Below are 25,180 nucleotides of genomic sequence, written 5' to 3' on the forward strand. Positions count from 1 at the left end.
GTTTTGGCCAGAGGAGGTGACGGTGCCCGACCAAGACTTCCGTGACGAAGTAAGGACCTGGCTGGCCGAACACCTGCGTGGCGACTTCGCGAAGCTGCGCGGCCGTGGTGGTCCCGGCCGCGAGCACGAGGCGTTCGACGAGCGCCTGGCCTGGGAACGCGAGCTGGCCACCGGCGGCTGGAACTGCGTCGGCTGGCCCGTCGAGCACGGCGGCCGCGGCGCCACCCTCGAGCAGCAGGTCGTCTTCCACGAGGAGTACGCCCTCTCCGACGCGCCGGCCAAGGTCGGGCACTTCGGCCAGGAACTCCTCGGCCCGACGCTCATCGCGTTCGGCACCCCGGAACAGCAGCGCCGGTTCCTGCCCCCCATCGTCGCCGCGGAAGAACTGTGGTGCCAGGGCTACTCCGAACCCGGTGCGGGCTCCGACCTCGCCGCCGTCTCGACGTCGGCCCGGCTCGACGGTGACGAGTGGGTGGTCACCGGGCAGAAGGTCTGGACGTCGCTGGCGCAGCACGCGGACTGGTGTTTTGTCGTCGCGCGCACCGAACCCGGCTCGAAACGCCACAAGGGACTGTCCTACCTGCTCGTCCCGATGCGACAGTCCGGAGTGGACGTTCGCCCGATCGTCCAGCTGACCGGCACGGCGGAGTTCAACGAGGTCTTCTTCGACGGCGCCCGCACCGCGCGTGACCTGGCAGTGGGGGAGCCGGGTGACGGCTGGCGCGTCGCGATGGGCACCCTGGCCTTCGAACGCGGCGTCGCCACCCTCGGCCAGCAGGTCGGGTTCCGGCGCGAGCTGACGGCGTTGACCGAGCTGGCCCGGAGCGCCGGCGCGCTCGACGACCCGGTGCTCGCCGAGCGCGTCGACCGGGCCTGGCTCGGCCTGGAAGTCATGCGTGCGCACGCGATCCGCACGCTGGGCGACACCGGCCCCGGCACGGCGTCGGTCGCGAAGCTCGTCTGGGCGAACTGGCACCGGACGCTCGGGGAGCTGGCCATGGCGATCCGCGGCGCGGCTGGGATGCTCGCGCCCGGCGGCCTCGACGACTGGCAGCGGCTCTACCTGTTCACCCGCGCCGACACGATCTACGGCGGCTCCAACGAGATCCAGCGCAACATCATCGCCGAGCGCGTGCTCGGCCTGCCCCGGGAGGCGCGCCCGTGATCACCGTCCCGAAGTACCCCGAGGGCGCGAACCTGCTGCGGGACAAGGTGGTCGTGGTGACCGCCGCGGCCGGCACCGGGATCGGCTCGGCCACGGCGAAGCGCGCGCTCGAAGAGGGCGCGAAGGTCGTCGTCAGCGACTGGCACGAACGCCGTCTCGGCGAGAAGGCCGCGGAGCTGGCGGACCTCGGCGATATCCACGCGATCCCGTGCGACGTCACTCAGGAGGAGCAGGTACAGGCGCTGATTGACGGCAGTGTCGAGCGGTTCGGCCGGATCGACGTCGTCGTCAACAACGCCGGGCTCGGCGGCACCAAGTCGCTGGTGGACATGACCGACGAGGAGTGGACGCGCGTCCTCGACGTCACCCTCAACGGCACCTTCCGCGCCACCCGCGCGGCCCTGCGCCGGTTCGCCGCGCAGGGGGACGGCGGGGCGATCGTCAACAACGCGTCCGTGCTCGGCTGGCGCGCCCAGGGTGGGCAGGCGCACTACGCGGCGGCCAAGGCGGGCGTGATGGCGCTGACGCGGTGCGCGGCCGTCGACGCCGCGCCGCTGGGCGTCCGGATCAACGCGGTCGCCCCCAGCCTGGCGATGCACCCCTTCCTGGCCAAGGTGACCAGCGACGAGCTGCTCGAAGAACTCACCGCCCGCGAGGTTTCGGGGAGGGCGGCGGAACCGTGGGAAGTGGCGAATGTGATCGTGTTCCTGGCCAGTGAGTACTCCTCCTACCTCACCGGCGAGGTCGTGTCCGTGAGTTCGCAACGTGCGTGAGGTGCCTGGATGAGTACCGACGACGTACTTTTTCCCGCGGAGGAGAAATGAACACTGTGAAGAACAGTCGCCGTGCGGAGCTGCTGGACCTGGCCGCGCGGCTGTTCGCCGAGCGTGGGTACGTGTCCACCACCGTGCGCGACATCGCCGACGCCGCGGGCATCCTCTCGGGCAGCCTCTACCACCACTTCGACTCCAAGGAGTCGATGGCCGACGAGATCCTCACCGGCTTCCTCGACGAGCTGTTCGGCTCCTACGCCGAGATCGTCGCCCAGGGGCTCGGCCCGCGCGAGACGCTCGAAGCGGTCGTCGTGGCGTCGTTCGACTCGATCCACCGGCGCCCGGCGCAGGTCGCGATCTACCAGAACGAGGCCAAGCACCTCATGCAGCTGCCGCGGTTCGCCTACCTCAACGACCGCAACGCCGAGTTCCGCAAGCTGTGGAACGGCATCCTCACCGACGGCGTGGCGGACGGCGTCTTCCGCGCGGACCTCGACGTCGAGCTGACCTACCGCTTCATCCGCGACACGGTGTGGGTGGCCGTGCGCTGGTACAACCCCGACGGCGCGCTCACCGCGCAGGACGTCGCGGAGCAGTACCTCGGGATCCTGCTCGACGGCATCGGAACGAACAAGCGGAGGCGGCGTGGCTGAAGCGTATGTCCTGGACGCGGTGCGGACGCCGGTCGGCAAGCGCGGCGGAGCGCTGAGCGCGGTCCACCCGGCCGACCTCGGCGCGCACGTGATCCGCGCGGTCGTCGAGCGCACCGGCGTCGACCCGGAACTGGTGGAAGACGTCATCTTCGGCTGCGTCGACACCCTGGGCCCGCAGGCCGGCAACGTCGCGCGGACGTCGTGGCTGGCGGCCGGGTACCCGCAGCACGTGCCGGGCGTGACCGTCGACCGGCAGTGCGGCTCGAGCCAGCAGGCGGTGCACTTCGCGGCGCAGGCGGTGCTGAGCGGCACGGCGGACCTGGTGCTGGCCGGCGGCGTGCAGAACATGAGTGCGATCCCGATCGGCGCGGCGATGCTCGCCGGGCGCGAATACGGGTTCGACGATCCGTTTTCCGGCTCGAAAGGCTGGCAGGAACGCTTCGGCGCGAATGAGGTGTCGCAGTTCCGCAGTGCGGACATGATCGCCGGGCACTGGGACATTTCCCGCGTCGCGATGGAGGAATTCGCGCTGCGGAGTCACCAGCTCGCGGCGGCGGCGTCCGACGGCGGATTGTTCGACGACGAAATAGCGCCCTACGGAGAATTCGGCAAGGACGAAGGACCGCGCCGCGACACTTCCCTGGAACGGATGGCGGGCTTGAAACCGCTGTCCCCGGAATCGCGTATCACCGCGGCGGTGGCGAGCCAGCTCTCGGACGGCGCGAGCGCGACGCTCATCGCGTCCGAGTCATTCGTGCGCGACCACGACCTGACGCCGATGGCCCGCATCCACCACCTGTCGGTCCGCGCGGCGGACCCGGTCTGGATGCTCACCGGCCCGATCCCGGCGACCGCGCACGCGTTGCGTCGCACCGGGTTGACGATCGGTGACATCGATCTTTTCGAAGTGAACGAGGCGTTCGCGAGCGTGGTCCTCGCGTGGCTCGACGAGACGGGTGCCGACCCGTCCCGGGTGAACGTCAACGGCGGTGCGATCGCCCTGGGCCATCCGATCGGCGCGTCGGGCACGAAGCTGTTCGCGACGCTGGTCCACGAACTGAAGCGCCGCGGCGGCCGCTACGGGCTGCAGACGATGTGCGAAGGCGGCGGCACGGCCAACGTGACGATCGTCGAAAACCTGACCTGACGCGGCACAGCGAAGGCCGGTTCGAGGGTTCCCGTTCCCTCGAACCGGCCCTGGCCGGTGCAACCCCGATTGTGCACTCAGTCCCCGTGAAGACCTTCCCGCCGGCATACCCTTCCGGCGGGAAGGCCTTCACGAGGCACACGCCCCGGCGGCGGACCGCCGTGGCGCACGACCCCGGACCCCCGTCCGGCGAGCCGGAAGAAGGCCATCTCGAGGGGTGTCGGGTTCCCTCGGGATGGCCCTCTCCTGGCCCGCCGGACGCTCGGCCCGAGTCCGGGCGCGAGGCGGGCAGGGGGACGCTGTTGTGGGGGCCGGTCACCACGCCACCCAGCCGCGGAGGGTGTGTGGTGACCGGCCGAGGGACGAGGGCCGCCGCGCGCAGCCTCGCCCCCGTCTTCTACCTCCCCATCGGGATGGCCATCGTCGGCAGCGCTTCCGCCGGCAGCGACTGCGCGGCGAACGCCGTCGTGGGGGGTGCGGGCAGGGACTGCGCAGCGAACGCGGTGGTCGGGATGTTGTTCGCGAACTCGCTCTCGAACTCGCGCTCGAAGGCCTGGGCGTCGAAGCCGCTCTCGAACTCCGGCGGCACCTCGGCCGCCAAAGCCGCGATCGACGGTTCGACCACCGGGACCTCGGCCGCCGCGGGAGCGGGCTCCGGCTCCGGGACGAAGTCCGGGGCAGGCAGGCGGCGGTCCAGCTCGGCCATCCAGTCGAGCATGGCCCGCGGCTTGTCCCACGAGGAGACGCCGACGAGCCGGCCGTCGCGGATGAAGCCGGTGATGCCGTCGGCCAGCGTCACGGTGTCTTCGGCCAGCGAAGGCATGCCGCACATCTGCAGCCGCGTGTCGTACAGCGTCGACCACGCCCGGGGGAGCGGGGTGAACGGCTTGGCGCTCGACTGGCCCAGCAGCAGGTTGTCCGCCGCGTGCCGGGCCGACTCGACGGCGTTGATCCAGTGCTCGACCCGCCGCGGGGTCTCGTCGAAGCGCAGGTTCGGCCAGCGCGCGATGTCCCCGGCGATGACCACGTCGGACGCGCCCTCGGCGAACAGCTTCGAGTCGCACAGCACGCCGTCGCTGATGTCGAGGCCGGAGCCGCGCATCCAGTCGACCGACGGGACGCTGCCGATGGCGAGCACGACGACGCTGGCGACCAGCAGCTGGTTGTTCGTCAGGTGCAGCCCGACGGTGTCCTTCGTGCTGATCCAGTGCCGCACTTCGCTCTTCATCGACAGTTTCGCGCGGTGCTCGTGGTGCGCTTCGACGACGCCGCTCGAGACGCGGTCGCCGAAGCGGTGCAGCGGCGCCTTCGCGTGGCCGATCAGCGTGACGTCCCGGCCGATGTGCCGCATGCTCGCGGCGAACTCGTTGCCGATCAGGCCGGCGCCGATCACGACGGCCGGCTTCTTGCTGGCGTTGAGGCAGCGCCGCACCGCCATCGAGTCCTCGACCGTGCGCAGGATCCGCACGCGCGGGTCGTGCCGCGGCGACCCGGGCAGGTGCCGCGGGTAGACGCCGGTCGCGGCGATCAGGCCGTCGTACCAGAGGGATTCGCCGCCGGGCAGGTGCACGACCCGCTCGGTGGTGTCGAGGTGCGTGACGCGCGCGCCGAGGCGCCAGTGCACGTCCAGGTCCGGCAGGTAGTGCGAAAGGCCCACGTCGCTGGGCCGTTCGGTGCCCATCACCAAGGCCTTGGAGACCATCGGCCGGTGGTAGGGGCGCCGGGCCTCGTCGCCGATGAGCACGATCTCGCCGTCGAAGTTCTGTTCCCGCAGTCGTTCCGCGGCGCGCAACCCCGCGACACCCGCACCGACGATGACGATCCGGTCGCCGTCAGCCATCGAGGTCCCCTCTCATCACGACCGCCTGCATCGGGCAGCAGCGAGCGGCCATCTTCGCCTGTTCCATGGTGGTTTCGTCCAGCAGCCGCGTGCGGAAGCGCAGCCGGCCGTCCTGGCCGAGGTCGAACACGTCCGGCGCCTCCATGGCGCAGATGCCGTAGAGCTCGCACCGGTCGTTGTCGACGCTGATCCGGGGCCCGCCACCGGGCAAACGGAGCGGCATGTCAAGCCACCTGCTCTTCCACGAGTCCGATGCGTTCGAGGGTGCGGGCCGGCATGAACCGCAGCAGCGACACCGTCGCGGCCGGGATGAGCAGCGTGATGCCGCCCAGCCAGACGACCGCGAGGTGGCCGTTGGCGATCGAGCCGAACCAGGCGTGCAACGCGGTCAGCGCGACGGCCGGGTAGGCGCAGCGGTGCAGCCACAGCCAGCGGCGGTACGAGGTGAACCGCTGCAGGCCCGCCGTCAGGGCGATGGCCATCATGATCTCGAGGCCGACGATGCCGATGCTGTGCCGGACCTCCTGGCCGGACAGGAACGGGAGGAACAGGTACTGCAGGCTGTAGGGCTGGATCGTCAGGTAGAAGAAGCCGAGGGCGTGGATGCCGCCGAAGATCAGCGTCGCGGTCGCCAGCACGATGTGAGTGCTGCGCAGCGCCTTGCGGCCGGTGACCGAGCGCACCCAGCCCGTGGCGGTGAGCACGCCCCAGGTGAGGGTCAGCATCATCGCCGCGTAGGACGCCCGGGCCGCGAAGGCCGCGAGGCCGCGCGCCGCCGGGTCGGTCTTCGGCTGGAACTGCTGGGTGATCAGGATCGTCGCGTCGTGCCAGGTCTCAACCATGACTGCCCCCGGTTCTCACTCCGGCGGGCCGGGACGAGGTCCGGGTGCGGCCGCGGTTGCGGTTGCCCTTGATCTGGCGCAGCACGTAGAACAGGCCGCCACCGACCAGCAGGAACAGCGCCGCCACCACGGCGATCTGGGACGTGTCGAGGCCGAGGGAGGCCCCGGCGGGCGCCGCGGTGGTGGACACCGCGGGCTCGGGCAGGGCGGTGTAGTCGACCATCCCGCTGCTCTCGAGCATCGTCATGTGCCGCAGCACGGCCTGGTTGCCGACGGTCGCGAACGCCCGCACGTCGTCGTTGCGGGTGCCGGCCCGCAGCTGCGCGAGGATGGCGAACACCTGGCCGTGCGCCGCGCGCAGCCGGTTGGCGAAGACGCGGTCGAACGCCGGGCCGGGGGCCGCGTTCATCTCTTCGAGCAGCCAGCCGCGCTGTTCGTCGGAGGGCTGGTCGGGCACCGGCGAGTTCAGCTTCGCCGACAGCGCGCGGGTCGCCACGTCGAGCCGGCCGTGATCCATCATGATCGCGAAGCCGATCTCCTTGACCAGCGGGCTGCCCTTCTGCATGGCCATCATGCCGGAGGGCATCTCCCACAGACCGGCTTGGCGGACCTTGGTCAGCAGCACCGAGTCGGTGGGGGAGACGGCCGTGGTCTGGGCCGTCGAGGCCGAGCCCGGCGCGAGCAGCGTCAGCACCGCGACCACCACGAACAGGATCCGGACCAGCGGCCGGGAGCGTTCCAGGGTGGACGGCTGGTCGAGCTCCGGCGTGGCGAACTCAGATGCCGAACGCATTTTGCCTCCACTCGTCCTGGGTGATCGTGATCTTCTTGCCGTCCGGCGCGATGGGGTACCACGCCTGCTCGGCGCCCTGGCCGGAGGTGTCGGCGGGTTCGCTGTCGCCGGTGAAGTGGTAGAGCGGCCAGCCGGCGAGCGTGAGCTGCTGGCTGCCGTCGTCGCGGGTGAGCTGCCCGATCAGGGACGGGTCGACGTCGATCGGCGCGGGGCCGCCGACGTTGACCGGGATCCACTTGGTCGCGCAGGCGCCGGTGCAGTTCGACCGGGACGGGTCGGACGAGTCCCGGTCGTAGCGGTAGATCGTGTAGCCGGTCCCGTCGACGAGCATGAGCCCGAGGTCGAAGGTCTTGGCGGCGCGGATCTGGCTCTTCGCGGGGTCGTTCGGGTTGGCCGTGATCGGCTGCGGCATGGCGAGGGTCATCGGGGCCTGCTGGCCGGGCATCTGCATGCCGGCGCCCCCACCTGCGGCGTAACCGCCGGAAGTGGTCGCGGCGCCGGCGGTGCAGGCGGTGAGCAGGGCGAGTGCGGTGAGGCACACGGCGGCGGGGACCACCGGTCGGGGAATGCGGATCACTGCTCCTCCGTGGGGCATGACTACGCGCTGTTGCCGGGGGTGCAACGAAAAAGCGCGCGGAAGATCCACTGTGGACGACTGGTCCGGGGTGGATGCGGAGCGTTGCGGGGGACAACGCTTGTCGGGGGTCTTCGGTAGGGGATACGGACACGGTCCGGAAACGGTTCAAAAAACTTTCGGGCTCATTTGGTACTGGACGCCGGGCCTCCGGCACACCAGGATGTCCCGCGTGGGACGGCACACTCGAGCGCTGAGACCCGTCGAAGATCAAGAAGGCGTCGTTGTCGAGCCGAACGACGCCTCCGATGATCTGGCGAAGGCGCTCTACCAGGAGTTCGGTGGGTCCCTCATGGCGTTCGCGCTCCGGCTGACCGGCCACGACCGGCAGTGGGCCGAAGACGTCGTGCAGGAGACCCTGATCAAGGCGTGGCGGAACGCGGACAAGCTGGACCGCCGGCCGGAGATGCTGCGCGCGTGGTTGTTCACGGTGGCCCGGCGGACCGTCATCGACGGCTGGCGCAGCCGCAGCGTCCGTCCCCAGGAGCTCGAAGAGATCGAATCGGACGCGATCACGGTGTCCGACGAGTCGGACCGCACGCTCGCCGCGATGATCGTCTACGAGGCGCTGCAGGGGCTTTCGCCCGAGCAGCGGGAGGCCATCCAGCAGACCTACCTGCGCGATCGGACCGTGAACGAGGTCGCGGCGACCCTCGGCGTGCCCCCCGGCACCATCAAGTCCCGCATCCACCACGCCGTCCGCGCCCTGCGCCGAGCGTTGCGCGAGCGGGGGTGAGCTGAGGTGGCCGGGTCCGCACACACCGACGTCGCCGCGTACGTGCTCGGCGTCCTCAGCGAGGCCGAGAACAACCAGTTCGAAGCCCACCTGATGAACTGCCCCAACTGCCAGCTCGACCTGATCGAGCTGTACCAGCTGCCGGACGTGCTCGACCTCGTCAAGCGCAGCTGGCCCGAGCCCCCGATGCCCGCCCCCGGCCCGCGCACCCTCGCCCCCGGGCCCCGCGTGCTGCGCGGCCTGATGGAAGAGGCGTCCGTGAAGCGCCGGCGCCGGCGCCGGGCCGGCATCATCGCAGGCACCGCGGCCGCCGCGCTCGTCATCGCCGGCCCGCTCGTGACGCTCGCCGTCCGGCCCGCCGACGCCGTCCCGCCCGCCTCCCTGTCCGCGCCGAGCGGCAAGCCGGCGTCCGCGGTGACGAGCGTCCCCGCGACGTCCACGCCACCGCCGTCCGCCGCGTCGACGAGCCGGCCGCCCGGTGGCGGCCAGACCTACGGCCGCGGCAGCGGCGGGTCGGCCGTCAACGCGCTCGTCACCGTGCTGCCCGTCGAGTGGGGCAGCCGGGTCGAGCTCGAGCTGCGCGGGATCGTCGGGCCGCTCAACTGCCAGCTGGTCGCCATCTCCGCCGCGGGCGAGGAGCGCGTCGTCACCGGCTGGTCGGTGCCGCCCAAGGGCTTCGGCATTCCCGGCTCACCCGAACCGCTGCGGCTGCAGGGGTCCACGTCGATGACGATGGACCAGATCGGCCGGTTCGAGGTCCGTGGCGAGGACGGCACCGTTCTCGTCATGGTGCAACGTTAAATCATTTTTCCCGCCGATCCCCGGTGACCTGGGTGAATGCTGTCCGGTTGCGCGGCGTTAGATAACGAAAAGATAACGGGCCGGTCGCTTTTGAACCTCACGCCACCAGTGTCCGTATCCCCCAATGCATCCCCCGATGCACCCGATAGCCCCCGAGCCGGAACCGAGTGGCACCGGGCAGCGACGCCGGAACGCACGGCGGCAGGCCCCGGTCAGCACTTCCCCCGGGTTCCGCACCAATCACGACCTCAATTATCGGTAGTTCTTGCCCGGGCTGCCGCGCTGTTCGGCGCGCCCGGAATAACGAACGAGGTGAACTAGTCCATGCCCCGGAATTCTCGGTCCCCCGTGACGGGCAAGCATCGTGTTGCCCGTCGAACCAAGATCGCGATGGGCGCGCTCGGCCTGGCGATCGCCGTCGGCGCACTCGCCGTCGCGGTCTCGACGGGCCGCACGGGCGAGGCCAGCGCGGACCCCGCAGACCCGTCGTTCTTCATCGACATCAACAAGGTTCCCGCCGGCAACAACGTCAACGCGGCCTTGAAGAAGAAGGGTGCGCAGGGCTCCTTCACCGTCGACTGTGGAACGAACGCCGACGGCGCCCACCACAACCCGGACAACTTCATCGCCCAGCCCGGGATCAAGAACGGCGCGCAGCACCTGCACGACTACGTCGGCAACGTGACCACCGACGCCGACTCGAGCCTCAAGAGCCTGCTCGCCGGTGACACCACCTGCAAGAACGGCGACCAGTCCGCCTACTTCTGGCCGGTCATCCGGATCGACCGCGAGGACAACGCGGCGAACGAGAGCGAGAACCAGAAGGCCGAGCAGGAGCAGCAGGGCAAGACCGGCGACGTCCAGCAGGACCAGAGCGCGGCGGACGCCCAGGCGGCCGACGCTGCCGGAGAGGGCCAGGACGCGCAGGACCAGGCGGCGGCGGACCCGAACGCGGACCCCAACGCCGCAGACCCGAACGCGGACCCCAACGCTCAGGACCAGAACGCTCAGGACCAGAACGGTCAGCAGAAGAAAAAGAACACCGGTGGCGGCGCGACGCGCGGTGACCAGAACGCCCAGCAGCAGGACGGTCAGAACCAGCAGCAGGGCCAGGACCGCCGGCGCGGCGGCCAGAACGGTGGCCAGAACAACGGCGGCCAGAACAACAACGACGGCGGCAAGAACCAGGGCGGCCAGAACGGCAACCAGAGCAGCACCGCCGCGGCGCCCCCGGCCGAAGAGCTCGGTGGCCCCGAAGGCGCGAACGAAGAGGTCGGCGACAACGACGGCGAGATCGTCGAACCGGAGTCCGCGACCCTGAAGTTCATCGGTGGTGGCGCGAGGAACGTCGTCGCGATGCCGCTCGGCCTGAAGATCCTCTACGGTGACGCCAAGCAGAGCACCAACGGCCCGGCCAACGCCCGGCCCAGCTGGACCTGCACCGGCTTCGAGGACCGGCTGACCGACCTCTACCCGATCTGCCCGGCGGGCAGCAAGGTGGAGCGGATCCACGCCTTCCCGAACTGCTGGGACGGCAAGAACACCGACAGCGCGAACCACCGCACCCACGTGGTGTTCGCCGACCAGCAGGGCAAGTGCCCGCAGGGGTTCAAGAACATCCCGCAGCTGCAGGTGACGCTGGTCTACGACGTCCCGCAGGACGTCCAGCAGAACGGCCAGTACAAAGTGGACGCGTTCGCGCAAGAGAAGCACAACCCGCGCTCCGACCACGACGACTTCGGCAACGTGATGAGCAAGAAGATCATGAACCGCCTCGTCAACTGCGTCAACTCGGGCAAGGCCTGCGCGGAATAACGCTCCACCGCCTACACCGGTCATCGCTCCAGGAAGGGTGAACGTCATGAACCGTGCTCGCCCGGTCGCTGCCGCTCTGCTCGCCGTCGCCGGCCTCGCGCTGGTCACGGCCTGCGGGACCAATCCGTACGCCACGTCCGGCAATGTTCAGCCGGCGGCACTCGGTCTCCAGCAGCAGCAACCGGCGAGCACGGTTCCGGCCGGTGCCGGCCGAGTCCAGCTCGCATCGTCCACAGTGGAGGGTCTCGGCACGGTCCTGGCCGACGCCGAAGGTCACACGCTCTACCGGTACGCGAAGGACAGCGCGAAGCCCCCGAAGGCCGTCTGCGACGGTGCTTGCGCGGAAACGTGGCCCCCGCTGGTCTCCGACGCCCCGGCGCTCGCCGCCGGCGTGGACGCGCAGCTCGTCGGCGAGGTCACCCGACCCGACGGGCAGCGGCAGGTGACCGTCGGCGGCTGGCCGGTCTACCGGTACGCCAAGGACACCGGCCGGGGCATCGCGCTCGGCCAGAACGTCAGCGCGGACTGGGCGGCGATCACCCCGGCAGGCGGGAAGGCGGCCGGCCAGAGCGGCGCCCCGGCCACCGAACCCGCCAAGCCGACGACGATCGGCACCACCGACGTCGGCGGCCTCGGCCCGGTGCTCACCGACCAGGCCGGCGGCACGCTCTACCTGTTCACCAAGGACGGCAAGGACTCCGGAGAGTCCACTTGCGACGGTGCCTGCGCGAAGACGTGGCCGCCGGTGCGGGTGGACGGCCGGATCACCGTCGCCGAGAGCGTCGACACCGGCCTCATCGGCCAGATCCGGCGCCCGGACGGCACCATGCAGGTGACCGTCGGCGGCTGGCCGGTCTACACCTACAGCAAGGACGGCGCGCCCGGCGAAGCCAGCGGGCACGGAGTCGGGAACACCTGGTACGCCGTGGAACCCAGCGGCTGCAAGGTCGACCCGGCCCGCAGACCCGACGCCCAGCAGGTTGCGGCAGCGTCATCTGGCGGGTACTGACCCGCCCCACGATCCCCGGCCCGGCGAACACTTCCCTCCACCTCACCCCCCCGTTCGCCGGGCCGGTAGCAGTACCCGGGACCACGGTCCCGGTCGTGAGTTCCGGCCCGGTGGGTGTTTCCCCTCCACCTCACCCCCCTTGCCCACCAGGCCGGTGCGGTAACGCGAGACCCGGTCCGGCGGACGCTTCCTCCACCTCACCCCCCAAAGTCCGCCGGGCCGGGACTCTTTCCCCCACAACGATCCCCGCGGATCAAACAAAGGAGGAAACGGCGGGTGCAGACCCCGCCCCTCAGGTCCCGGCCCGGCAGGCGACTTCCCTCCACCTCACCCCCCAACCTGCCGGCCCGGACCCCCCCAACCCGACCCCCCAATCACGCGAGTCGACCCCCCAATCACGCGTGATGCCTCTCCAATCACGCGAGATGCCCTTCCAGACACACGAGATCCCCCTCTGGACACGCGACTTACGTCTTCCGTCACGCGAGTCACGTCCCCAGACACGCGAGATCCGCTTCCGGTCACGCGCATCCGGCGTCGGAACTTCCACGCTCCGCCCGGATCCGGCCCCGGCGACCGCCCCCTCGGTCGCCGGCCCCGAAATCCCCGGTCCGGTGGATGCTTCCCTCCACCTCACCCCCCATCCCCGGACCGGCTCAGCTGCGGTCCCCGTGCTCCGGCACGGGGACCGCGGCCCAGAAGTCCAGCGGGACGCGGCCGACGCCCCGGCCGGCGGAGTCGAGCAGCCGGCCCATCAGCTTGACGCTCCGGAGCGTGACGGCCCGCCCGGCGATCTCCAGCCACGGCAGCTTCGCGGCCATCAGGCTCTCCAGCGCCACCGTGTCGTGCTGCGTCGGCAGCCACACCACCAGCATCAGGTTCGCCTCGCCGGACACCGCCGCGCACATCCGGACCTCCGGCAGCATCGCCAGCGACCGGGCCGTCGTCTCCAGCTTGTCCGGTGGGACCCGCAGCCACAGCGTCACGGTGACCGGCGCGGGCGACGCCGACCGCGCGATCTCGCACCGGACGCGGATCGCGCCCCGGGCCAGCAGCGCGTCCAGCCGGCGCCGCACGGTCGTCGCCCCGACGCCGAGCTCGGCCGCCAGCGCCGCCGCCGACACCCGCGCGTCGACGCCGAGAGCCAGGATCAGCGCCCGGTCGGCGTCGTCGAAGCGCAGCGGGGCGCGGTGGCGCACCGGCTTCGGCGTCAGCGCTTCCCGTTGCCCGGGCGAGATCGCCCGCACCCGCCACCGGCTGCCCTCGGTGAACATCCGCGGCGACAGCACCGTCCGCACGCGCGTCACGCCCGGCACCGCCGTCACCCGGTCCAGCACGTGCGCGCCCAGCTCCCGCAACGTCGGCGCGACGACGTGGGCGAGCAGGTCGAACGGCCCCGCGAGGTACTCGACGGTGACGACGTGCACGTCGGCGGCCAGCGCGTCGGCGACGCGCAGGGCCGCGCCGGGCGCGCAGTCGATCTCGACGAACGCCAGCGCGAGCTGCGCGGTGAGCTCCCCGCCCGCGTAGGCGGTGAGCCACGCGTCGCCGCGTTCGACGAGGCCGTCCCAGCGCCGGGCGGCGGTCACCGCGCCCAGCCCGAGCGCGTTCCCGAGCGTCGACCAGGACGCCCGCGGCGCCGCCTGCAGCGCGTCGACCAGTTTGAGGTCCTGCTCGTCCAACATGGCGGATTCTTCGCTCATCAGCCCTCGAAACGGTGGTTTTGAGGATTTTCTCCCGCCATTGTGCTCGACTCTCGCATGATCGGCGGATGACCCTGCGCTCCGACGCCGCCGTCCTGCTCGACGATCTGGTCGCTCTGCGCCGTGACCTGCACCGCATCCCCGAGATCGGCCTGCACCTGCCGCGCACGCAGGAGCGCGCCCTCGCCGCCCTCGACGGCCTCGACCTCGAACTGAGCGTCGGCAAGAACCTCTCGTCGATCACCGGAGTCCTGCGCGGCGGCAGGCCCGGCGGGACCGTCTTGCTGCGCGGGGACATGGACGCGCTCCCGGTGACCGAGGCGACCGGCGAGGAGTTCAGCTCGACGCTCGACGGCGCCATGCACGCCTGCGGCCACGACCTCCACACCGCGGGCCTGGTCGGCGCGGCCCGGCTGCTCTGCGCCCGCAAAGCCGACCTGCCCGGCGACGTCGTGTTCATGTTCCAGCCCGGCGAAGAGGGCTGGGACGGCGCCGGCCACATGATCGAGGAAGGCGTCCTGACGGCGTCCGGCAAGCACGTCGACGCCGCGTACGGCCTGCACGTCTCGGCCGCGAGTTACGCGAAGGGCCAGTTCACCGCCCGCCCTGGCACGCTCATGGCGGCTTCCGGCGCGCTCGCCGTCCGGGTGCGGGGCGAGGGCGGCCACGGCTCGTCCCCGCACGACGCGCGCGACCCGATCCCGGCCGCCTGCGAGATGGTGACCGCGCTGCAGACGATGGTGACGCGGGCCTTCGACGTCTTCGACCCCGTCGTCGTCACCGTCGGGACGTTCCACGCCGGCACCCGGCGCAACATCATCCCGGACGACGCGGTGTTCGAGGCGACGCTGCGGTCGTTCTCGCCGGAGACGGCGGCGCGCGTCGGCGACCGCGCCGTCCAGGTCTGCCGCGGCATCGCCGCCGCGCACGGCCTCGACATCGACGTCACGTTCGAGCCCGAGTACCCGGCCACGGTCAACGACGCGGGCGCGTACGACTTCGTCGCGGCCACCATCCGCGACGTCTTCGGCGCGGAGCGGTTCACCGAGATGGCCGAACCGATCACCGGGTCGGAGGACTTCTCCCGCGTCCTCGAGCGCGTGCCCGGCGCGTACCTGTTCCTCGGCGCGTGCCCGACGGACCCGGCGACCGCGCCGGACAACCACTCGCCGCGCGCGCGGTTCGACGACAGCGTGCTCGGCGACGGCGCCGCGCTGCTGGCCGAGCTCGCGATCCGCCGGCTCGCGCTCCTGGCCGGGTGACGCCGTGCGCCGCTACCACTGGCCGCCGTTGCTCCCGGTGCTCGCGCTGGTCCTGATGCCGTTCCTGCCGTTCGTCAACACGACCGGGCTGTGGCTCGGGCTGCCGCGGATGGTCGTGTGGGGCGCGTTCTGGTGCCTGATGTTCACCCCGGCGCTGCTGCTGTCGGAACGGCTGCTGCGCGCAGCGGGGGAGGAGGACGACGCGTGATCCTCACCTTCACCCTGGTGGGCATCGTCCTGATCGGCGTGCTCGGCTTCGTCGGCCGCCGCAAGCCCGTCGCCGACCTGGCGGAGTGGACCGTCGGCGGCCGCCGCTTCGGCGCCATGACCATGTGGTTCCTGCAGGCGGGAGAGGTGTTCACCACCTTCACCTTCCTCGGCATGGCCGGGCTCGCGTTCTCCGGCGGCGTCGCCGCGATGTACGCGCTGCCGTACGTGCCGATCGCCTACGTCGTGCTGTTCTTCCTGGCCAAACGGCTGTGGACGATGGGGAAGGACCGCGGCTACCTCACCCAGGGCGACTTCCTCGAGGACCGCTACTCCAGCCGGGCGCTCGGCACGCTGTCGGCGGTGCTCGGCGTCGTGTTCGTGCTGCCCTACCTGCAGCTGCAGATCACCGGGCTCGGCCTGATCGTGCGGCTGGTCACCGGCGACAACGCGTCCGGCACGCTCAGCATGGTGACCGGCAGCGTGCTGATCGTCGCGTTCGTGCTGTGGGCCGGGCTGCGCGGCGTCGCGGCGACGTCCTACTTCAAGGACGGCATCATGCTGGTCGCGCTGGTGGTGCTCATCATCGCCGTGCCGACGCACTTCGCGGGCGGGATCCCGGCGGTGTTCCACAAGATCGAGCAGCTGCACCCCGAGAAGCTGATCGTCCACAGTGGAGCGAACGACCACGTCTGGTTCATCACGAGCATGCTGGTCAGCGCCATCGGCGTCGGCCTGATGACGCTGCCGCACTCGTGGCCGGCGCTGATGTCGGCGCGCGACCCGAAGGTGCTGCGGCGCAACTACGCCTGGATGCCGGTGTACGAGCTGTGCCTGCTGCTGCCGATGGTCATCGGGTTCGCCGCGATCCTCGTGGTACCCAAGGGGAGTGACCCGAACGGCGTACTGCTGACGCTGTCGAAGGACGCGTTGCCGGGCTGGGTTACGGGCATCGTCGTGGTCGCCGCGACGGCCACCGCGATGGTCCCGGCGGCCGGGATCCTGATCGGCATCTCGTCGCTGGTGGCGCGCAACATAGTCCGTGTCCGCAGTGGCCGCAAGCAGTTCTGGATCAACCACGGCACGGTTGTGGTCGCGAGTACTCTTGCCCTCGTGCTCGGCATCTTCCGGCCGGATCTGCTGGCCAACCTGCTGCTGCTCACTTATTCGGGGTCGGTCCAGCTGGCCCCGGCCAACCTGCTGGGCTTCTTCCGGCGCGTGCCGGTCGGCAAGGGCCCGGTGCTCGCCGGGCTGATCGCCGGCGAGCTCGTCGTCAGCTGGCTGACCTTTGTGGACACTCACCTGGTCGGCACCGTCAACGTGGGCTTGGTCGGGCTCGGCGCGAACGTCGTCGTCCTCGCCCTGGCCGCTCTGGTCCAACGACAGGCTTCTCCCCAGGAGGCGGCGTGACTCGCACGGTGTTCACCGGCGGTTCGGTGTTCGACGGCACCGGCTCGGACCCGGCGGCGGCCGACGTCGCCGTCGAGCACGGCCGGATCGTCGAAGTCGGGACGGACCTGGACGGTGACGAGGGCGTCGACTGCGTCGGCGCGGTGCTGCTGCCGGGGCTGTTCGACTGCCACGTGCACGTCACGGTGTCGGACATCGGGCTGCTGGCGCGGGTGCAGAAACCGTTTTCCTACCAGTTCTACGAGGCCGCGCGGAACCTGTGGGCGACGCTCGGGCTGGGCATCACGACGGTCCGCGACGCCTCCGGCGCGGACCTCGGCATCAAGCAGGCGGTGGACGACGGCCTGATCCCGGGGCCGCGGCTGCAGATCTCGATCGGGCTGATCAGCCAGACCGGCGGCCACGGCGACGCGTGGAGCCCGTCCGGGATGTGCGTCCCGCTGCTGGTGCCGCACCCGGGCCGCCCGGACGCGACGGCCGACGGCCCCGACGAGATGCGCCGCGTCGCCCGCACCCTGCTGCGCGCGGGCGCGGACGTGCTGAAGGTGTGCACGACCGGCGGGGTGCTCTCACCGCGTGACGACCCGCGGCACTCGCAGTTCACGCCGGCGGAGCTGGAGATCCTGGTCGCCGAGGCGGCGATGCAGGGCCGGCCGGTGATGGCGCACGCCCAGGGTTCGGCGGGCATCAAGAACGCGGTCCGCGCGGGCGTCCGGTCGATCGAGCACGGCATCTACCTGGACGACGAGGCGATCGAGCTGATGCTCGGCCACGGCACGTGGCTGGTCCCGACGCTGATCGCCCCGGTGAACGTGGTCCGCGCGGCCGACGCGGGCGTCGACCTGCCCGCGTCGGTCGTCGCGAAGGCCCGCGAAGTGGTGGAGGCCCACCGCGACTCGGTGCGCCGCGCGTACGCGGCGGGCGTCCGCATCGCGATGGGCACCGACAGCGGCGTCGGCCCGCACGGCACGAACCTGGAGGAACTGGCCCTGATGGCGGCGTGCGGCATGACCCCGGGCGACGTCCTGGAGGCAACGACGTCCTCGGCGGCGCGGCTCATGGGCCTGGACGGCGAGCTGGGCCGCATCGAGACGGGGCTGCGGGCGGACCTGGTGGTGGTATCGGGGGACCCGTACGACTTCCCGGGGCTGGCTTCGAACATCCGCGAGGTCTGGAAGGACGGCACCCGGGTGGTCTGACGCCGTGAGAGTCGCGGGACGTCCTTCGGGAACGGCATCCTGGGACGTGTGAGGATTCTCAGGCGCGCGGGTGCGGCGGCCGAGTCCGTGCTGCGTCCGTCGGCCGCCTTCCTGTGGGCTGCCTCCGGCGTCGCCCTCGCCGGCGGGTTGACCGCCGGCCTCTTCGTCGTCTACCGGAACGCGGACGCTCAGCGCGTATCCACGGTGCTCGACATTGTGCGGATCGGCCTCAGCGTCGGCGCCGGCACCGGCGGGTTGTTTGCCCTGTGGCTCGCAACCCGACGCCAGCGCTCGGCCGAACAAACCCTCGTGCTGCAGCGGGAGGTCTCCGAGTCGACGGTGACCGACACCACTGAACGCCGGATCACCGACCAGTACAGCAAGGCCATCGACCAACTGGGCCACGAGAAGGGCGCGGTGCGGCTCGGCGCCGTCTACTCACTCGAACGCATCGCGCAGGACCACCCGGGACACCGCCAGACCGTCTTGGACGTGTTCAGTTCCTACCTGCGGTTGCCGTTTGTCCCGCCGGCCGATCGCGGTGCGCAGCCCGGGCTGGCCGCCGGAAAACCCGCCGAAGCCGCCGAGACACACGCCGAGCTGGAGGTGCGCTACACGATCCAGAGCATGTTCTGGGAACATCTGGGTGATCCCACCAAACGAGGTTCCGAAGGCCGGTTCTGGCCCGACCTGGACCTCGACCTTTCACGTACGGTGCTTGTCGACCCAATCTTCCGGCAGCTGCGTGTCAGGAACCTCAAATGTGAGGGCACGGTCGTGCACGGCCTCGCGGACTTCGCCGACATCCAGGCCGATGGAGTGTGCGGGTTCGGCGGGGCGAAGTTCCTCGGCAGGTTGATCCTCGCGCGAAGCGTATTCCGCACAGGACTGACGTTGATGAGTTCGAGTTTCGAGGCCGAGGTGGATCTGTCCGCGATTACTGTCGCGAACCCTTTCATGCTGGGTAAGTGCCAGTTCAGCGGAGAAGTGGACCTCAGCGGATGCAAGTCGGGCGGTCTCGTGGTGAGCGAGAGTGTTTTCGCCGACGATGTGCTGTTCGGGAGCAGCAGGTTCGACCTGATCATGGTCACCGAAAGCGAGTTCCGCGGCGAGTTCCAGACGAGTGGGCTGGAGGTCGGATCAGTGGCGATGGTGGTCGGTTCGCGGTTTCGGACCCCGCCAGACCGACACGAGAAGATCGTCCACGTCGAGAGCCTCTCGGACCCGGACGGGCTGACGCGTGCGCTGGCTGGGCACTTTGGCGTCGAACTCTGATCCGCCGCTTACCCCTCCGGGGTCAGCAGGTCCCGCAACGCCGCCGCGAACTTCGCCGGGTTTCGTTGCGGTGCCAGGTGTGCTCCCGGCGTCTCCGTGAACGGCAAGCCCAGTTCCAGCGCCAGGATCTTCGCCGGCTGGTAGTGGTAGCGGCCTCGACTGCCTTCGCCCGCCACCGGGAGGATCTCCGTGCTCGCCCGGCGCAGGGCGCGCAGGTCCGGCAGGTAGTCGAAGAACGGCGTCAGCTCGCGGTCGAACAGCCGGATCCAGTCGGCCTCGTGGGGCAGGCGGATGTTGGGCAGGTTCGGCAGCGCCGCCCCGGCGATCGCGTCCGCGAACCGGGTCACCGCGCCGATCAGGTCACCCGAACGGGCCAACCGGACCTGCTCGGCCGCCGCGTCGAGCCAGCCGCTCGCGTCCGGCATCAGGTGGACCGCCGGGGGCTCGTGCGCGACCAGCGTCGTGACGCGGTCCGGGTGGCGGGCCACCAGGTCGAGGCCGATCAGCGCGCCCGCGCTCGAGCCGAACACCTGGGCCGGCGCGGCCGTCACGTGGTTCAGCACCGCCAGCGCGTCGTCGGCCTGCAGCGACACCGGGACCGGGCCCGTCGTGGTGTCCGTGCTGGCGAAGTGGCCGCGCCGGTCGTACGTGACGACCGTGAAGTGCTCGTACAGGTGCTTCGCCAGCGCCCGGTAGGCGTCACCCGATCCGGTGCCGCCCGCGATCAGCAGCAGCACCGGCCCCTCGCCGCCGCGGCGGACTTGGAGCTCACCGTCCTCCACCGGGCAACGGCTTTCCGAGATCATGCCGGAAAGTCAAGCACACAGCCCGCGCAGGATTCCTTCGGCGTCGGCCACGATCCGTTCGATCAGGTCACCCACCCGGGGGAGATCCGCGAGCAGCCCGACGACCTGCCCGGACGCCAGCACGCCGGCCCCGAGGTCGCCGTCGACGAGCCCCGCGCGCAGCAGCATCGGCGTGTTCGCGGCCATCAGCACCTGCGCCCACGTCCGCTGCCCGCTTCGCTTCATCCGGACGCCCTCGCGCAGCAGCGACGTCCACGAGAGCCCGCTCAGCCGCCGGAACCGGACGGCGTTCGCCGCGGCCCGGCCGAGCCCGCCGAGCGTCCCGGACGCCTCCAGTCCGTCGACCAGCCCCGTTCGCAACACACGGTGAGGAAGGCCGTCCACCTTCCGGGTGACGACGGTGCCGTTCAGGTCACGCGCCAGGTAGGCCTGCTTGACGGCGTCCGGCACGGTGCTCTCCCGCGTCAGCAGGAACCGCGTGCCCATGCCGATCCCGGCCGCGCCGTACGCCAGCGCCGCGGCCAGCCCGCGGCCGTCGAAGAACCCGCCTGCCGCGACGACCGGGATGTCGACGGCGTCCAGCACCGACGGCAGCAGCAGCGTCGTGGCCACCCCGCCGGTGTGCCCGCCGCCCTCGCCGCCCTGGACGACGACGGCGTCCGCGCCCCACGACGCCACCTTCTCGGCGTGCCGCGCCGCGCCCACCGAAGGCACGACGACGACGCCGTGGTCCTTAAGCTTCGCGATCATGTCCTTCTTGGGCGCCAAGGCGAACGACGCGACCCGGACGTTCTCGCGGATCAGCAGGTCGACGCGGCGGCCGGCGTCGTCGGCGTCCGCGCGCAGGTTGACCCCGAACGGCGCGGACGTGCGGCTCTTGACCTCCTTGACGGCGGCTTCGAGTTCGTCGAGCGTCATCGTCGCGGACCCGAGGATGCCGAGCCCGCCGCCTTCCGCGGTCGCCGACACCAGCCGCGGCCCGGCCACCCAGCCCATCCCGGTCTGGACGACCGGGTGCCGGACGCCGGTCAGCTCGGTCAGCCGCGTCTTCATTCGGGGACTTCCTTCTCCCGCAACGACTTCGGGTCCAGCTGGGCGATCAGCTCCAGCTCCTCGCCGGTCGGCTCCCTCGACACCGCGACGCCGTCGGTGACCAGCGGGAACCCGGTCGCCGCGACGACCTCCTCGACCGTGACGCCGGGGTGCGTCGACACGAGCCGCGCCGCGTGGTCCGGCCCGCCGAAGTCGAGGACGCCGAGGTTCGTCACCACCCGGTGGACGTCGTGGTAGCGCAACCCCGCCGCACGGGCCCGGGCGTAGCCGACACCGGACACGACATCGACGTCTTCGACGAACACCCGGGTGCTGTGCCGCGGCACCCAGTAGCTGGTGCGGTGGTTGGCCGTGTTGCCCGGCCCGCCGCGCACGCCGAGCAGCTGCTTCTTCGGCTTCTCGTGGTCGCCGATGGCGGAGATGTTCTGGTTGCCGTGCCGGTCGACCTGGTTGGCGCCCATCACGACGTGCCGTTTCCCGTGCGGCACCACGGTGTCCAGGACCTTCCGGAACGGCTGCCAGCCCTCGATCACCGGCTCGCCGACGGGGCTTTCGAGCAGGTACGCCTCGCCGTCCGAGAGCAGCAGGTCCGGCTCGAACGTCAGCCGCGCGAGCCGCGCGCCGAGCGCCGGGACGTAGCCCATCGGGCTGATCAGGATCTCGCCGTCGCCGCGGAACAGCTCCGCGCACGCGACGACCGCGACGTCCGCGCGCGTCATGCCGCCTCCTCCGCGAACCGCGTGACGGCCCGCTGGTAGTCCTTCTCGTCGCCGGCCAGGAACCGGTCCGCGAACGCCGGCCAGGCGTCCGGATCCTTCGCCGCGGCCGCGTAGTGCCGCTGGAACCGTTCGTCCCGGCCGTAATCCGGTGCGGCGGACGTGAAGTGCGCGCCGCGCGGGGTTTCGACGACGCCGTGCACGCTCGCGCGGTTGAGCAGCAGGCTCTGCACGGGTGCCGTCGCCGTCAACTCGTGGGTGGAGATGACTTTTTCCGTTGACACGTAACACTTGTCGGCGGCGAGCGCGAACAGCTCGTCGAAGTACGGGTCCGGGCCGAGGTACTGCGCGTTGCCGCGGGCGTCCGCGCGGTTGAGGTGCACGAGCGCCGCGTCGAGGCGCAGTGCGGGCACGGCCAGCAGCTCTTCGCCGTCTGCGTACGGCGAGCGGACGGTCTTCAGCGACGGCGAGAACGTCATGACGTCGGAGCCGAGCCCAGCGCGCGTCGGCAGGAACGGAAGCCGTTGCGCCGCTGCGGAAAGCCCGGTTCCGAGGATGCCCTCGTCGTACTCGGTGACCTCGATCGACCCGGCTTCGCGCACCCGGTTGAACCACGGGTCGAACGGCACCGAATCGAGCGTCACGAACCCGAAGACCAGCCTTTTCAGCTTACCCGCGGAGGCCAGCAGCCCGACGTCCGGGCCGCCGTAGGAGACGACCGTGAGGTCCTTCAACGGCGACCGCAGGATGGCCCGGATCAGCGCCATCGGCTTGCGCCGCGACCCCCAGCCGCCGATGCCGAGCGTCATGCCGTCGCGCAGTTCGCCGACGACGTCGTCGACGCTCATCCGCTTGTCGCTCAAGGCTTTCCCTTCTCGAGGAACTCTTGACGCGCCCCGTCCGAGACGCCGGCGAGGTTGAGCTGGAACGTGAACCCTTGCTCGAACCGGTAGCTGCGGTGCACGGGCTGGACGTCGATGCCGTTGATGGCCTGCTTCGCCGCGCGGATCACGCGCGTGTCCTTCGCGGCGATCTGCCGGGCGACGCCGAGCGCGGTTGCGTCGAGTTCTTCGCGCGGCACGACCGCGTACACCGAACCGTGGTGGTGCAGCTGCTGCGCGCTGATCTTCGACGCTGTGTAGTAGAGCGCGCGCATGAGGTGCTGCGGCACGAGCCGCGCCAGGTGCGTCGCCGCGCCGAGTGCGCCACGGTCCACTTCGGGCAGTCCGAACTCGGCGTCTTCGCTGGCCACGACGATGTCCGCGTTGCCGGCCAGCCCGACGCCGCCGCCGAGGCAGAACCCTTGCACCGCGACGATCACCGGCACGAGGCAGTCGTACACCGCCGAGAACGCCGCCGCGCAGCCCTCGTTCGCGCCGATCAGCGCGTCGTACCCCGGGTCGCGCTGGATCTCCTTGATGTCGACGCCCGCGTTGAACCCGCGGCCCTCCGCGCGCAGCACGACGACGTGCACGGCCGGGTCGCGACCGGCCTTTTCGATGGCCTCAGCGAGGTCGAACCAGCCGCGCACGGTCAGCGCGTTCACCGGGGGAGCGGCCACGGTGACCACGGCGATCCCGGGCTCCGGGGTGTGCGTCGAAACCGTCATCGGCACCTCTCGCGGTTAACAACCTAGCACTTGCTTGGTACGTTAGCATCGGGACGACAAAAGCGGGAGGTCGCAGGTGGCACTCGAACTCGGCCTGGACGGCGCGGTCGTCCTGGTGACCGGGGGCGTCCGCGGGGTGGGCCTCGGCATCTCGCACGCCTTCGACCAGGCGGGCGCGCGGGTCGTGACCTGCGCCCGGCGGACGCCGGAGTCGTCGCCGGGGGAGGCGTTCTTCCCTTGTGACATCCGGGATCCGGACGCCGTCGACGCCCTGGTCGCGGAGATCGTGGCGCGCTTCGGGCGGCTGGACGTCCTGGTGAACAACGCGGGCGGCGCGCCCTTCGCGGACACGTCGACGGCGTCGCCGCGCTTCCACGAGAAGGTCGTCGGGCTGAACCTCCTGGCGCCGCTGATCGTCTCGCGGGCCGCGAACGCCGTGATGCAGCACCAGGACCGGGGCGGCTCGATCGTCAACATCAGCAGCGTGAGCGCGCTGCGGCCGTCGCCGGGGACCGCGTCCTACGGCGCGGCGAAGGCCGGGCTCGACAACCTGACCAGCACCCTCGCCGTCGAATGGGCGCCGAAGGTGCGGGTCAACGCGCTCGACGTCGGCATGGTGCGCACGGAAGGCGGGTACGGCGACCCCGCGGCGCTCGGTGCGACCGTGCCGCTCGGCCGGCTCGCCGAACCGGCGGAAATCGGCGCGTGCGCGGTGTTCCTGGCTTCACCGCTGGCGTCCTACGTCAGCGGCGCGCGGCTCGTGGTGCACGGCGGCGGCGAGCGTCCGGCGTTTCTCGGTGCCCTGGAAGACGCTATGGAGGAGAAGGAATGAAGCTGGTCGAAGGACGCGTCGTGGTCGTCACCGGCGCCGGGCGGGGGATCGGCCGGGCGCACGCGCTGGCGTTCGCCGCCGAGGGCGCGCGGGTGGTCGTCAACGACCTGGGCGCGGCGCTGGACGGCCGCGGCGGCGAAGCGGGCCCGGCGCAGCAGGTGGTCGACGAGATCCGCGCGGCGGGCGGGGAAGCCGTGGCGAACACCGACGACGTCGCTTCGTGGGACGGCGCGGCTTCGCTGATCCGGGCGGCTTTGGACGCCTTCGGCGGCCTCGACGTCCTGGTCAACAACGCGGGCTTCCTGCGTGACCGGATGCTGGTCAACCTGGCCGAGGAGGAGTGGGATGCGGTCGTCCGCGTGCACCTCAAAGGCCATTTCGCACCCCTGCGGCACGCGGCCGAGTACTGGCGCGCCGAGGCGAAGGCCGGCCGCACGCGGGCCGCGCGGGTGATCAACACGAGTTCCGGCGCGGGCCTGCTCGGCAGCGTCGGCCAGGGCAACTACTCGGCGGCGAAGGCGGGCATCCTCGGGCTGACCACGGTCGCGGCCGCGGAGTTCGGCCGCTACGGCGTCACGGTCAACGCGATCGCCCCGGCCGCCCGGACCCGGATGACCGAGACGACGTTCGACATGGCCGCCCCCGACGACGGCTTCGACGCGATGGCCCCGGAGAACGTCTCCCCGCTGGTGGTCTGGCTGGGCAGCACGGAATCTTCGTCGGTGACGGGCCGGGTTTTCGAGGTGGACGGCGGCCGCGTCGGCCTCGCGGACGGCTGGCGCCCCGGCCCGCAACGCGACAAAGGCGCGCGGTGGGCCCCGGTCGAGCTGGGTCCGGTGGTGGCCGAACTGCTGGCGGAGTCGGCGGACCCGGAACCGGTCTACGGCGCCGGATAATTCG

The 25,180-nt window shown here is 71.1% G+C and carries 26 protein-coding genes; 15 read left to right on the top strand and 11 right to left on the bottom strand.

What is annotated here, in order from left to right; translation table 11 throughout:
• Positions 1 to 22: 22 nt before the first annotated feature.
• Genes OG439_RS01965 through OG439_RS01980 form a run of 4 tightly spaced genes read left to right on the top strand, consistent with a single transcriptional unit; the run spans position 23 to position 3,738 of the window.
• Entirely contained in the window at positions 23 to 1,165 is a 1,143-nt protein-coding gene (locus OG439_RS01965) for an acyl-CoA dehydrogenase family protein (RefSeq protein ID WP_326947616.1), read from the top strand.
• A complete protein-coding gene (locus OG439_RS01970; protein WP_326947617.1) occupies positions 1,162 to 1,938 on the top strand; it encodes an SDR family oxidoreductase in 777 nt (258 codons plus the stop codon). The genes OG439_RS01965 and OG439_RS01970 overlap by 4 nt, the downstream gene beginning before the upstream one ends.
• A gap of 47 nt (positions 1,939 to 1,985) precedes the next feature.
• Entirely contained in the window at positions 1,986 to 2,591 is a 606-nt protein-coding gene (locus tag OG439_RS01975; protein WP_326947618.1) for a TetR/AcrR family transcriptional regulator, read from the top strand.
• Entirely contained in the window at positions 2,584 to 3,738 is a 1,155-nt protein-coding gene (locus OG439_RS01980) for an acetyl-CoA C-acetyltransferase (RefSeq protein WP_326947620.1), read from the top strand. Before OG439_RS01975 ends, OG439_RS01980 begins: the two co-directional genes overlap by 8 nt.
• A gap of 397 nt (positions 3,739 to 4,135) precedes the next feature.
• Here the strand turns inward: OG439_RS01980 and OG439_RS01985 are convergent, their stop codons facing one another.
• The 5 genes from OG439_RS01985 to OG439_RS02005 are packed head-to-tail and all read right to left on the bottom strand — an operon-like array spanning position 4,136 to position 7,790.
• Complete coding sequence (locus OG439_RS01985; protein ID WP_326947621.1) at positions 4,136 to 5,578, bottom strand: NAD(P)/FAD-dependent oxidoreductase; 1,443 nt, start codon at positions 5,576 to 5,578, stop codon at positions 4,136 to 4,138.
• On the bottom strand, positions 5,571 to 5,801 hold the full coding sequence (locus OG439_RS01990; protein ID WP_247063377.1) for a ferredoxin: 231 nt from the start codon (positions 5,799 to 5,801) through the stop codon (positions 5,571 to 5,573). Before OG439_RS01990 ends, OG439_RS01985 begins: the two co-directional genes overlap by 8 nt.
• Before the next feature lies 1 nt (position 5,802).
• Positions 5,803 to 6,420, bottom strand: a complete 618-nt coding sequence (locus tag OG439_RS01995; RefSeq protein ID WP_326947622.1) for a hypothetical protein — start codon at positions 6,418 to 6,420, stop codon at positions 5,803 to 5,805.
• Positions 6,413 to 7,213 (bottom strand): DUF4142 domain-containing protein, encoded by an 801-nt coding sequence (locus OG439_RS02000; protein WP_326947623.1) that lies wholly within the window; start codon positions 7,211 to 7,213, stop codon positions 6,413 to 6,415. Before OG439_RS02000 ends, OG439_RS01995 begins: the two co-directional genes overlap by 8 nt.
• Entirely contained in the window at positions 7,197 to 7,790 is a 594-nt protein-coding gene (locus tag OG439_RS02005) for a hypothetical protein (RefSeq protein ID WP_326947624.1), read from the bottom strand. Before OG439_RS02005 ends, OG439_RS02000 begins: the two co-directional genes overlap by 17 nt.
• Positions 7,791 to 8,019: 229 nt before the next feature.
• On the opposite strand from OG439_RS02005, the gene OG439_RS02010 reads away from it, so the two are divergent.
• The 4 genes from OG439_RS02010 (at position 8,020) to OG439_RS02025 (ending at position 12,208) form a co-directional block, all read left to right on the top strand.
• Positions 8,020 to 8,583 carry a sigma-70 family RNA polymerase sigma factor gene (locus OG439_RS02010; protein WP_247063381.1) on the top strand — a complete coding sequence of 188 codons (564 nt, stop codon included), beginning with the start codon at positions 8,020 to 8,022 and terminating at the stop codon, positions 8,581 to 8,583.
• Positions 8,584 to 8,589: 6 nt separating this feature from the next.
• Complete coding sequence (locus OG439_RS02015; RefSeq protein WP_326947625.1) at positions 8,590 to 9,384, top strand: zf-HC2 domain-containing protein; 795 nt, start codon at positions 8,590 to 8,592, stop codon at positions 9,382 to 9,384.
• Between the two features lie 324 nt (positions 9,385 to 9,708).
• Complete coding sequence (locus tag OG439_RS02020; protein ID WP_326947626.1) at positions 9,709 to 11,199, top strand: DUF1996 domain-containing protein; 1,491 nt, start codon at positions 9,709 to 9,711, stop codon at positions 11,197 to 11,199.
• A gap of 46 nt (positions 11,200 to 11,245) precedes the next feature.
• Positions 11,246 to 12,208, top strand: a complete 963-nt coding sequence (locus OG439_RS02025) for an SCO0930 family lipoprotein (protein WP_326947627.1) — start codon at positions 11,246 to 11,248, stop codon at positions 12,206 to 12,208.
• Between the two features lie 656 nt (positions 12,209 to 12,864).
• Here OG439_RS02025 and OG439_RS02030 read toward each other — a convergent pair.
• Positions 12,865 to 13,911 carry an Lrp/AsnC family transcriptional regulator gene (locus OG439_RS02030; protein WP_326947628.1) on the bottom strand — a complete coding sequence of 349 codons (1,047 nt, stop codon included), beginning with the start codon at positions 13,909 to 13,911 and terminating at the stop codon, positions 12,865 to 12,867.
• 68 nt (positions 13,912 to 13,979) lie between these two features.
• Between OG439_RS02030 and OG439_RS02035 the strand changes: the two genes are divergently transcribed.
• From OG439_RS02035 to OG439_RS02055, 5 genes are read left to right on the top strand one after another with little or no spacing between them, the layout of a single operon-like run.
• On the top strand, positions 13,980 to 15,173 hold the full coding sequence (locus OG439_RS02035) for a M20 metallopeptidase family protein (RefSeq protein WP_326947629.1): 1,194 nt from the start codon (positions 13,980 to 13,982) through the stop codon (positions 15,171 to 15,173).
• A 4-nt stretch (positions 15,174 to 15,177) separates the two neighbouring features.
• A complete protein-coding gene (locus OG439_RS02040) occupies positions 15,178 to 15,381 on the top strand; it encodes a hypothetical protein (RefSeq protein WP_247063390.1) in 204 nt (67 codons plus the stop codon).
• Positions 15,378 to 16,790, top strand: coding sequence for a sodium:solute symporter family protein (locus OG439_RS02045; protein WP_326947630.1), 1,413 nt, complete (start codon positions 15,378 to 15,380; stop codon positions 16,788 to 16,790). Before OG439_RS02040 ends, OG439_RS02045 begins: the two co-directional genes overlap by 4 nt.
• Entirely contained in the window at positions 16,787 to 17,989 is a 1,203-nt protein-coding gene (locus tag OG439_RS02050) for a metal-dependent hydrolase family protein (RefSeq protein ID WP_326947631.1), read from the top strand. Before OG439_RS02045 ends, OG439_RS02050 begins: the two co-directional genes overlap by 4 nt.
• Positions 17,990 to 18,037: 48 nt before the next feature.
• Positions 18,038 to 19,264 carry a hypothetical protein gene (locus OG439_RS02055; RefSeq protein WP_326947632.1) on the top strand — a complete coding sequence of 409 codons (1,227 nt, stop codon included), beginning with the start codon at positions 18,038 to 18,040 and terminating at the stop codon, positions 19,262 to 19,264.
• A gap of 8 nt (positions 19,265 to 19,272) precedes the next feature.
• Here OG439_RS02055 and OG439_RS02060 read toward each other — a convergent pair whose 3' ends face one another.
• From OG439_RS02060 to OG439_RS02080, 5 genes are read right to left on the bottom strand one after another with little or no spacing between them, the layout of a single operon-like run.
• Entirely contained in the window at positions 19,273 to 20,070 is a 798-nt protein-coding gene (locus tag OG439_RS02060; RefSeq protein ID WP_326947633.1) for an alpha/beta fold hydrolase, read from the bottom strand.
• A gap of 9 nt (positions 20,071 to 20,079) precedes the next feature.
• The gene (locus OG439_RS02065; protein WP_326947634.1) at positions 20,080 to 21,123 is read right to left on the bottom strand and encodes an NAD(P)H-dependent flavin oxidoreductase; all 1,044 of its coding nucleotides are present in this window, start codon (positions 21,121 to 21,123) and stop codon (positions 20,080 to 20,082) included.
• Complete coding sequence (locus tag OG439_RS02070) at positions 21,120 to 21,842, bottom strand: CoA-transferase subunit beta (RefSeq protein ID WP_326947635.1); 723 nt, start codon at positions 21,840 to 21,842, stop codon at positions 21,120 to 21,122. Before OG439_RS02070 ends, OG439_RS02065 begins: the two co-directional genes overlap by 4 nt.
• A complete protein-coding gene (locus tag OG439_RS02075; protein WP_326947636.1) occupies positions 21,839 to 22,702 on the bottom strand; it encodes a CoA transferase subunit A in 864 nt (287 codons plus the stop codon). Before OG439_RS02075 ends, OG439_RS02070 begins: the two co-directional genes overlap by 4 nt.
• Positions 22,699 to 23,448 (bottom strand): enoyl-CoA hydratase family protein, encoded by a 750-nt coding sequence (locus tag OG439_RS02080; protein WP_326947637.1) that lies wholly within the window; start codon positions 23,446 to 23,448, stop codon positions 22,699 to 22,701. The genes OG439_RS02075 and OG439_RS02080 overlap by 4 nt, the downstream gene beginning before the upstream one ends.
• Positions 23,449 to 23,524: 76 nt before the next feature.
• Here OG439_RS02080 and OG439_RS02085 point away from each other — a divergent pair, with 76 nt between their 5' ends.
• Both OG439_RS02085 and OG439_RS02090 read left to right on the top strand, forming a co-directional pair.
• The gene (locus OG439_RS02085; protein ID WP_326947638.1) at positions 23,525 to 24,280 is read left to right on the top strand and encodes an SDR family oxidoreductase; all 756 of its coding nucleotides are present in this window, start codon (positions 23,525 to 23,527) and stop codon (positions 24,278 to 24,280) included.
• Positions 24,277 to 25,176: an SDR family oxidoreductase gene (locus OG439_RS02090; protein ID WP_326947639.1), complete on the top strand. Its 900-nt coding sequence runs from the start codon at positions 24,277 to 24,279 to the stop codon at positions 25,174 to 25,176. Before OG439_RS02085 ends, OG439_RS02090 begins: the two co-directional genes overlap by 4 nt.
• Positions 25,177 to 25,180 lie beyond the last annotated feature (4 nt).

The organism is Amycolatopsis sp. NBC_01307, from assembly GCF_035975215.1.
Classification (GTDB): domain Bacteria; phylum Actinomycetota; class Actinomycetes; order Mycobacteriales; family Pseudonocardiaceae; genus Amycolatopsis.